Origin of the sequence: uncultured Tepidimonas sp. (genome assembly GCF_938045175.1) — a bacterium.
In the GTDB taxonomy this organism is placed as follows: Bacteria; Pseudomonadota; Gammaproteobacteria; order Burkholderiales; family Burkholderiaceae_C; genus Tepidimonas.
Map to the genome: position 1 here is coordinate 1 of NZ_CALIND010000032.1, position 8907 is coordinate 8907.

10 protein-coding genes are annotated in these 8907 nt (G+C 69.6%); 4 read left to right on the forward strand and 6 right to left on the reverse strand.

The features are described from left to right. Positions 1-423, forward strand: a 423-nt coding sequence (locus Q0716_RS01510; protein WP_299018901.1) for a DMT family transporter, incomplete at its 5' end; no start/stop codon positions are given. Between the two features lie 17 nt (positions 424-440). On the opposite strand, the gene Q0716_RS01515 is transcribed toward Q0716_RS01510, so the two are convergent. Further along, on the reverse strand, positions 441-1247 hold the full coding sequence (locus tag Q0716_RS01515) for an SDR family oxidoreductase (RefSeq protein ID WP_299018903.1): 807 nt from the start codon (positions 1245-1247) through the stop codon (positions 441-443). Positions 1248-1362: 115 nt separating this feature from the next. On the opposite strand from Q0716_RS01515, the gene Q0716_RS01520 reads away from it, so the two are divergent. Then, positions 1363-2679, forward strand: a complete 1317-nt coding sequence (locus Q0716_RS01520) for a diguanylate cyclase (RefSeq protein ID WP_299018905.1) — start codon at positions 1363-1365, stop codon at positions 2677-2679. On the opposite strand, the gene Q0716_RS01525 is transcribed toward Q0716_RS01520, so the two are convergent. Genes Q0716_RS01525 through Q0716_RS01535 form a run of 3 tightly spaced genes read right to left on the reverse strand, consistent with a single transcriptional unit; the run spans position 2676 to position 4847 of the window. Next, a complete protein-coding gene (locus tag Q0716_RS01525; protein WP_299018907.1) occupies positions 2676-3452 on the reverse strand; it encodes a spermidine synthase in 777 nt (258 codons plus the stop codon). The genes Q0716_RS01520 and Q0716_RS01525 overlap by 4 nt on opposite strands. A gap of 1 nt (position 3453) precedes the next feature. Further along, the gene (locus Q0716_RS01530) at positions 3454-3990 is read right to left on the reverse strand and encodes a DNA-deoxyinosine glycosylase (RefSeq protein ID WP_299018910.1); all 537 of its coding nucleotides are present in this window, start codon (positions 3988-3990) and stop codon (positions 3454-3456) included. After that, positions 3987-4847 carry a TatD family hydrolase gene (locus tag Q0716_RS01535; protein WP_299018912.1) on the reverse strand — a complete coding sequence of 287 codons (861 nt, stop codon included), beginning with the start codon at positions 4845-4847 and terminating at the stop codon, positions 3987-3989. The genes Q0716_RS01530 and Q0716_RS01535 overlap by 4 nt, the downstream gene beginning before the upstream one ends. 70 nt (positions 4848-4917) lie before the next feature. Here Q0716_RS01535 and Q0716_RS01540 point away from each other — a divergent pair, with 70 nt between their 5' ends. Then, the gene (locus tag Q0716_RS01540; protein ID WP_299018914.1) at positions 4918-5907 is read left to right on the forward strand and encodes a Bug family tripartite tricarboxylate transporter substrate binding protein; all 990 of its coding nucleotides are present in this window, start codon (positions 4918-4920) and stop codon (positions 5905-5907) included. A gap of 27 nt (positions 5908-5934) precedes the next feature. On the opposite strand, the gene Q0716_RS01545 is transcribed toward Q0716_RS01540, so the two are convergent. Next, positions 5935-6675, reverse strand: a complete 741-nt coding sequence (locus Q0716_RS01545; protein ID WP_299018916.1) for a 2OG-Fe dioxygenase family protein — start codon at positions 6673-6675, stop codon at positions 5935-5937. 123 nt (positions 6676-6798) lie between these two features. On the opposite strand from Q0716_RS01545, the gene Q0716_RS01550 reads away from it, so the two are divergent. Further along, a complete protein-coding gene (locus Q0716_RS01550; RefSeq protein WP_299018918.1) occupies positions 6799-7668 on the forward strand; it encodes a DUF2189 domain-containing protein in 870 nt (289 codons plus the stop codon). On the opposite strand, the gene Q0716_RS01555 is transcribed toward Q0716_RS01550, so the two are convergent. Further along, positions 7658-8653 (reverse strand): MDR family oxidoreductase, encoded by a 996-nt coding sequence (locus Q0716_RS01555; RefSeq protein WP_299018921.1) that lies wholly within the window; start codon positions 8651-8653, stop codon positions 7658-7660. The two genes, Q0716_RS01550 and Q0716_RS01555, sit on opposite strands and share 11 nt — an antisense overlap. Positions 8654-8907: the final 254 nt, after the last annotated feature.

An 8907-nucleotide genomic window follows, 5' to 3' on the forward strand; every position in this document is an offset into this window, starting at 1 on the left:
GCCTGCTACAGCTGGCTGCTCACGCGCCGCGACGAGGCGCCCGAAATCCGCCACGACTGGGCCGCCTTCTTGCTCGCCCAGACCACGATGGGGCTGGTCAGCGCAGCCGCGCTGACGGCTGGCGAATGGGTGTGGCTCGCGACCGCGGCGCCCACCGACATGCCCACCACCATTCACTGGAGCGGGGCAGTGGCGGCGGTGCTGCTGTTCGTGGCCGTGGGGCCGTCGATCATCGCCTACCGCTGCTGGGGCGCCGGCGTGCAGCGCGCCGGCCCGACGGTGGCCGGCTTTTTCACCAACCTGACGCCCCTGTTCGCGGCCATCATGTCTGCGGCGTTTCTGGGCGAGCCCCCGCAGGCGTTTCACGCGGTGGCGTTCGCACTCATCGTCGCCGGCATCGTGGTGTCGTCGCGGCGAGGGTGACGGCGGCGCAGCGGCGCTCAAAACGTCCCCGGATAGGCACCGCCGTCGAGCAAGATATTCTGCCCCGTCAAATATCCGGCCTGCACACTGCAGAGGAAAGCGCAGAAAGCGCCAAATTCCTCGGGTGTGCCAAAGCGCCCGGCGGGGATGACCCTGAGCTGCTGGTGCTCGATGGCCGCCAGCGGCTGGCCGGTCTTGTCGGCCATGGCCTGCAGCGTGGCGCGCAACCGGTCGGTGGCGAACTTGCCCGGCAGCAGGTTGTTGATGGTCACGCCCCGCGCCGCCAGCGCGCTGCGCGCCAGCCCGGCGACGAAGCCGGTCAAACCGCTGCGCGCGCCGTTGCTCAGGCCCAGGATGTCGATCGGCGCCTTGACGGCGCTGGAGGTGATGTTGACGATGCGGCCGAAACCGCGCGCGGCCATGCCGTCCACCGTCGATTTGATGAGCTCGATCGGGGCGAGCATGTTGGCGTCGATGGCGCGCAGCCAGGCGTCGCGGTCCCACTGGCGAAAATCACCCGGTGGCGGCCCGCCCGCGTTGGTCACCACGATGTCCACGTCCCGCCCTGGCCCGCCCGGGGCCGACAGCAGCGCCGCGCGCCCCTCCGGGGTGGTCACGTCGGCCACGACGGCCAGCACCCGGTTGGTGGCACCCGCGGGCAGCTCGGCACGCAGCCGCGCCGCGGCCGCCTGCAATGCCTCGGCCCCGCGCGCGGCCATGATCACGTGTACCCCTTCTAGCGCCAACGCCCGCGCGCACCCCCAGCCCAGCCCCCGGCTGGCCCCACACACGATGGCCCAACGGCCTGCGATGCCCAAGTCCATGACCGACCTCCTCGTTTGCCATTTCGGGTTGGTTATGATTTCAGCGTCGCGCCATCATAAAAACCGATCGACCTCAGGGGGCAGACATGCGCGACACGCCCGTTAGCCGACCACCATGACGACGCCCACCCCCACACTACAAACCCTGCTGGTCGACCCCAATGAGGCAGCATCCCTGGTGTTGGAGAAAAAGCTCCAGCAGTTCGGCCTGGGTGTGTTGCGTGTGGCCACCATGGCGGATGCCCTGTCGCTTGCACGGCGCCAGCCGTTCGACCTGGTGCTGACCGCCGGTTTGCTGGCCGATGGCGACGGCGTCACCTTGACCCGCCAGTTGCGAACGGTGGTGCGCGAGTCCACGCCCATCGTGCTCGTCAGCGCCAGTCCCTCGCCGCTGCTGCTCGACGACGCGTTTCGGGCCGGGGTGACCGACGTGTTCACCCGCGACGATCTGGAGCACCTGGACAACTTCCTGCGCTACTTCCTGTCGTCGCTGACCGACACGGTGCAGGGCGCGCGGCTGCTGTTGGTCGAGGATTCGGCCGCGCAGCAACAGCACCTGGCTGCGATCCTGCAGCACCGCGGGTATGTGGTCGATACGGCCAGCAGCGTGGATGAGGCGCGCGAATGCATCGCCGCGCACGAATACGAGCTGTACCTGATCGATCTGGTGCTCACGGGCGCACAAAGCGGCATCGGTCTGATCCGCCAGCTGCGGCGCAAGCCGGAGGATTTCGTGCAGCACCCGATCATCGTGCTGACGGGTTACCACGACACGGCGCGCAAGAACGAGCTGTATCGACTGGGCGTCAACGATTACGTCGTCAAACCGCCGCCGGACGTCGAGCTGCTGGCGCGGGTGTACAACCTGGTCTACATGCGGCGGCTGTACCAGCAGCTGCGCGACCGCGAACGCTTGCTGCAAGCGATGGCGCTGACCGACCCGGTGACCCAGATCGCCAACCGCCACACCTACGACCAACTCGGCCCAAGGCACCTGCAGCGCGCGCGGCGGGACGGCAAACCGATGGCGCTGCTGGTGGTGGACATCGACCATTTCAAGCGTGTCAACGACCGCTTTGGCCATGCGTTCGGGGATACGGTGTTGGCTGCCGTGGCGCAGGCGCTGGCCACCGGGGTGCGGGCGCACGACCTGGTGGCTCGCTACGGTGGCGAGGAGTTCGTCATCCTGCTGGCCGACTGCCCACAGGAAGTGGCGCTGCGCAAGGCCGACGCGCTGCGCGAACGGGTGGCGCGCGGCGTGCGCACGCCCGACGGGCCGGTCACCATCAGTGTCGGGGTGGCCGTCATCCCGCCCGACAGCCAGGAAACCCTGGAACAAGCCTTCACCCGTGCCGACGCCGCCCTGTACGAGGCCAAAGCGGCGGGGCGCGACACCGTCCGCCTGGCGCCTGCATCGCGCCAGCCCAGTTAGGGTTGATACGGCTGCAAGCTGCGCAACCAGTGGGGGGCGGGCAGACGCCAGCGGCTGCGGATGATCTCGGCTCGGGCCTGCAAGACTTCGCGCGCGGGGCGTTGCGGTGTGCGCTGGGCGAGCACGACGGTGTTACCCTCGCGCGTGGGCTTGAAAACCCATAGCGCTTCGGGCCCGAACACCTGCGCCAAGGCGTCGAGAGAACGGGCCAAACTGGCGCGCCGGCCAAACAGGTTGACCGTCAAGCACCCGTCCGGGGTGAGCAGGCCGCGCGCGTCGGCGTAGAACGCCGCACTGTCCAGCACGGGCGCGCCGGCGTCGTGGTCGTACAGATCCACCGCCAGCGCATCCACCGTGCCCTGCCAGTCCGGATGGCGCACCCAGTGCGCCGCATCGCCCAGCACCACCCGCAACCCAGGGCCATCGGGCGGCAGGCGAAACCACGTCCGGCAAGCCGCCACCACTTGCGGGTTGAGCTCCACGGCCGTGGTATCCATGCCCAGGCGACGGTGGCAAAACTTGGTAAGGGCACCTGCCCCCAGCCCCAGCTGCAGCGCCCGACGCGCGGGGACGGTGTCGGACTCCACAAACAGCAGCCACGCCATCATGCGCTGCACGTACTCCAGCACCAGATCCGTCGGGCGGTCGATGCGCATGCTGCCTTGGATCCACGGTGTGCCCAGGTGCAGGTGGCGCACTCCACCTTCTTCGGACAGCGTGACCGGCGGCAAAGCAGCAGCCGGTTGGCGAGCCGGGGCAGCTCGGGGCGCCATGTCAAACTCCTTGCGAGGTTACCGCGATCCGCACCGGGACGCCATGGCGAGCCAGCACCGCGCCCCAGGCGGCGGTTTTGCGCGCCAGGCTCCAGGAGGCGTTGGCAGGGCTGGTGGAAGGCAGCCGCTCCACGGCCACCCCCAAAGCGCGGGTCAGATGGGCATGGCGCCAGCTTTCACCGCCGTTGTGGGCAATGGCGCGCAACGCCGGGCAGTGCTGGCGCAACGCCGCCAGGTCGTTGAGGCGCGGCGCGCGAATGGCGCTATCCAGGCTGCCTTCGCGCTCGCACTCGGCGTACACGTCCCACAACCCCAGGCCATGTTCCAGCAGCGCGGCCAGCCGGTCGGCATAGGGCCAATCGCGCAGCGGCAAGCCCCACAAGGCGCCCAGAATCGTCCAGAACTGGTTGTGCGGGTGGGCGTAGTACTGCTGAGCACGCAGCGACGCCGCGCCGGGGAAGCTCCCCAGCACCACCAGTCGGGTGCGGGGATCCAAGACGGGGGGCAGGCCCTGCAAACGGGTGCCGCCCGCGATCATGCCCAGCCCTCCCGCGCCAACCACGCCGCCAGGCGCGGCAGCGCCGCGCAGGCATTGGCGGTGGTGGCCTGGGCCAGCTCGCCGGACATCAGCCCGCGCAGCTGGGCCAAGACGGCGCCGATGCGCGGCAACTCGGCGGGGGTGTTGCGCCCCTGGGGCCGCCCCGCGGCCCGCTCGGCCGCCGGCACGTACAGCCACTGCGGTGGGATGTCGGGCGCGTCGGTCTCCAGCACCAGCGCATCCAGCGGCGCGGTGCTGGCCAACGCGCGCAGCCGCCGCGCGGTGTCGAACGTCACGGCCCCGCCCACCCCGATGCGCAGCCCCAGGGCCTGCATGGCCTGCGCCTGCGCCAGGCTGCCGTTGAACGCATGCGCGATGCCACCGCTCAAGCGCCGGCCCGCGCGGGCTTGCTCGCGCAGCCCGGCCAGCACGTCGTCCACCGCGCGGCGCACGTGCAGAATCACGGGCAAACCTGCCTGCTGCGCCAGCCGCAGCTGGGCGCGATAAAAATACCGCTGACGCGTCCGCATCTCGGGGGTGCACAGGGCAGGTTCGAAGTAGTCCAGTCCAATCTCGCCCACCGCCACCAGTTGCGGGTCGTCACGCCAGTCTCGCAGGGCTTGCGCGAGACGCTCCAGGTCATCGTCGCTGGCCTGCGGAACGTAAAGCGGGTGGATGCCCAGCGCATACACGTCGCCCCACGCGTGCGCCAGCGCGCGCACCGTGGCGAAATTGGCCACCTGTACCGCTGGCAGCACACAGCACGCCACGCCAGCCGCACGCGCCTGCGCCCGCACGGCCGGGGCATCCGGCCCGAACTCGGGGGCGTCTAGATGGCAGTGGGTGTCGATCCACATCGTACGCACGATTATCGACCAGCGGCGCCGCTCGGCGTTACCATCTCGGGTGTCGCTTGGAGGATCACCGATGACTGCGTCCCGATTCACACGCCGCCACCTGCTGGGCGCCGCCTTGGCCGGCGCCACCGTGGGGCTGGCAGCCCCCGCCGCGCCCGTTTGGGCCGACAGCCGCACGGTCAAACTGCTGGTGGGCTTTCCGCCCGGCGGCGGCACGGACGCCATCGCTCGCCTGCTGGCCGAGCCCCTGCGCGAGGCGCTGGGTGTGCCGGTGGTGGTGGAAAACCGCGCGGGTGCCGGCGGGCAGATCGCCGCCCAGGCCCTCAAGGCCGCGGCCCCCGATGGCAGCACGCTGTTTCTGACGCACGACCACACGATTTCCATCCTGCCGCAGGTGCTGCGCAACCCGGGGTTCGATCCGGCCAAAGATTTCGTCGCAGTGGCAGGCTTTGCCACGTGCGTCAACGCGCTGGCGGTCTCTGGCGCCACGCCCGCGCGCAGCTATCGGGACTTCATCGCCTGGGTGCGCCAGCAGGGTGGGCGCGCCAACGTGGGCATTCCAGCACCGGCGTCGGTGCCGCAGTTCCTGGTGCAGTCGCTGGCGCGGCGCGAGCAGCTCGACCTCGTGGCCGTGCCGTACCGCGGCAGCGCGCCGATGATGGCCGACATGCTGGGCAACCAGATTCCCGCAGGGGTGGGCTCGATCCCTGACTTCATCGAAAACCACAAAGCGGGCAAGCTGCATGTGGTCGCCGTGATGGGCCGCGCGCGCCAAGCGCTGTTGCCCGAGGTGCCCACGCTGGCCGAGCTGGGCATCACCGGCTTCGAAGAAGTGCCCTACTACGGCCTGTTCGCACCCGCCGGCACACCGCGCGCGGCACTGGAGCCGATCAGCGCCGCCCTGGCCAAGGCGCTGGCCCAGCCCACGGTGCGCGATCGGCTGACCGCCATGGGGTTGGCGGTGGGATTCATGAGCGGCGAGCAACTCGCCCAGCGCGAGCGCGCCTACACCGAGGTATGGGCGCGCATCATTCGCGACAGCGGCTTTCAGCCCCAGTGACGGCGTACCGCCGGCGCGCTGCGCGCGTCAATCGCCCAAAAACCCACTTGCCCGGTAGGTCAACACCAGGGTATCGCGCCAGCCCACCTCGCCCTCGGTGACGGGCTGGATGGGCGTGGTCTCATGGATGACGCGCGCATCGTCGAGCAGCAGTACCGACCACGGCTCGGTGAGGGTGAAGCGCTGACCATTGGGGCCGTCGGCCTCGAAGACGCGGCTCTCGCCCCCCTTGATGCGCTCGCGCGCCACCAGAAAGACGGCCACCAGATCGACCCCATCGCGGTGCGCCCCTTCGGGCGTGGGACGACCAATGCCCCCCGTGGTGTCGATGCGAAACGGGTGCGCCTCGACGTACCAGGGCTGCGCCCCGCGCAGTCGCGAGGCGACCTCTCCCGTGCGCTGCAACAGACGCGTCCACGCGGGCTGCGCCGTCAGCACATCGGTCAGCGGCGCAAACCAGCGGTACATCCCCCCGTGCAGGGCGTTGTATTCCACAGGCTGGTAGTGCGCGCGCTCGGGCATTCGCTGTACGCGCTCGCCATCCACCACATAGCAGCCGTGCCGACGGCGCCGATAGCGCCCCCCGTCTTTCAAGTAGCGGTCGGGGGGCAAGTCGTCCCAAGCCGGCTGTAGCGCCGCCAGCGCGGCCGCCTCCAGCCCCAGCCACGCCCGCACGGCCGCCGCATCCAGCACTGCATAGCCTTGGCGGGCCAGCGTGGTATCGAGCGCATCGGCAGCAACGGCGGGGGGCGGGAATTGAACGGTCATGGTGGCGCAAGTGTAGCCGCCCACACCGCCGACATGCGGGTAAACGCTATGGACGCCGCAGCCGCGCTGGCCTATCGTTTCCGGTTGACAAAAATCAACTGTTGGTTTGCTTGGAGGGACCCGATGGCCGTCACGCACCCCGAATCTGACGCGACGCCCGAGACGTCGTCGTCGTCGACCGAGGCCACTGCCCCACGCGAGTCGGTCTTTTCGCTGCCGCTGGCGTCGCTGCGGCCCAGCGACCCGCTGCGCTGGCTGGCGCTCGGGTGGCGCGATTTTCGGCGCTGCCCGCGTATTGGACTTTTCTACGGGGCGTGTTTCGCCCTCATGGGACAGGCGCTGTGGCAGGTGTTTCAGCATGCCCCCGCTTACGTACTGGCGCTCAGCGCCGGGTTTTTGCTGCTGGGGCCGTTTCTGGCGCTGGGGCTCTATGACGCCAGCCGGGCGCTGGAGCAGGGGCGGCAACCATCGCTGCGCGCGTCCCTCGTGGCCTGGCGTCCGACGCTGTCGACCATGGCCATTTTCGCCGGTGTGCTGTTGATCCTGGAAATGCTCTGGGGCCGCGCCTCGCTGGTGGTTTTTGCGGTCACGATGAACAGCATGCCCTCGAACGAAAACATGCTGGCCGCGCTGGTGAGTCTGGACAACCTGGAGTTTCTGATCACCTATGTGATCGTCGGGGCGATCTTTGCCGGTCTGATCTTCGTCAGCAGCGCGATCTCGATCCCCATGATCCTGGATCGGCAGACCGACGCCGTCTCGGCCGCCCTGATGAGCTTTCGGGCCTGCCTGCAAAACCCGGGGGTGATGCTGCTGTGGGGCGCGCTGATCACGCTGCTGTGCGCGCTGGCGATGCTGCCCGCCTTTTTGGGGCTGCTGGTGGTGGGACCCGTGCTGGGTCACGCCACTTGGCACGCCTACCGGCACATCGTACCGCCGCCTGCCACCGTGGCCGAAGGCGCCGGACCGGCGGCGGCCTCCGTCACGCGTTGACGTCGACCCGCAGCCGTCCCCGCACCCGGCCAGCGAGCACGTCGTGCGCGGCGCCGATGGCGTCGGCGAGTCCAATGGTCTGCGTCATGCGCGCCAGCACCGCCCGATCCAACTCCGCCGCCAGCCGCGACCATGCCTCGCGGCGCCGCGCCATCGGCGCCATGACGCTGTCGATGCCGTAGAGCGTGACCCCGCGCAGAATGAAGGGCGCCACCGTCGCCGGAAAGTCCATGCCCTGCGCGAGCCCGCACGCCGCCACCGCACCCCCATAGCGCGTGCTGGCACAGGCGTTGGCCAACGTGTGGCTGCCCACCGCATCGACGACGCCGATCCAGCGCTCCTTCTGCAACGGCTTGCCCGGCGCGGAAAGCTGGGCGCGATCGATGACGTCGGCCGCGCCGAGCGCGTGCAGGTAATCCGCCTCATGGGGCCGACCGGTGGAGGCCACCACCCGGTGCCCGGCACGCGCCAGCAGCGCGATGGCCACGCTACCCACGCCACCACCGGCGCCGGTGACCAACACGTCACCGCTGCCGGGCGTCACGCCCTGTGCCTGCCAGTGCGCCTGCAGCGCCATCACACACAGCATGGCGGTGTAGCCGGCAGTGCCGATCGCCATCGCCTCGGCCGCCGACAGTCCCGCGGGCAAGGGCTGCAACCAATTGGCCTTGACGCGCGCGCGCTGTGCCAGACCGCCCCAGTGCACCTCGCCCACGCCCCAGCCATTGAGCAACACCGCGTCGCCGGGTGCGAAGCGCGGGTCGTCACTCGCCTCCACCGTTCCGGCCAGATCGATGCCGGGCACCATCGGAAACTGCCGCACCACTGGCGCGCGCCCCGTGATCGCCAGCGCGTCCTTGTAGTTGAGCGTCGAGTGCGACACGCGCACCGTCACATCGCCCGGCGGTAGGCGCTCCTCGGGCAACTCGGCCAGCGTACAGCCATAACCAGCGTCGGTTTTGTCGATCAGCAGGGCTTTGAACATGGCAGCAGCCACTCCATGACACGATCCTGAGGCATTGTGGCACATCGACGGTGGCGGGGCGAACGCCCCCGCGTCACCTGCGTACCACCCCAGCCTGGCAGGGGTGGCCTACCATGCGGGTAGATGAGCCGTCCCTCCTCCTCCACCACCGCCGCTAGTACCCCCGATCCGGATGATCCCCGCACGCTGCCCGGGCTGCTGTGGTGGTTTGCGGCGTGCAATTTCGTCATCGGCACGGGCGCCTTTGGCATGTC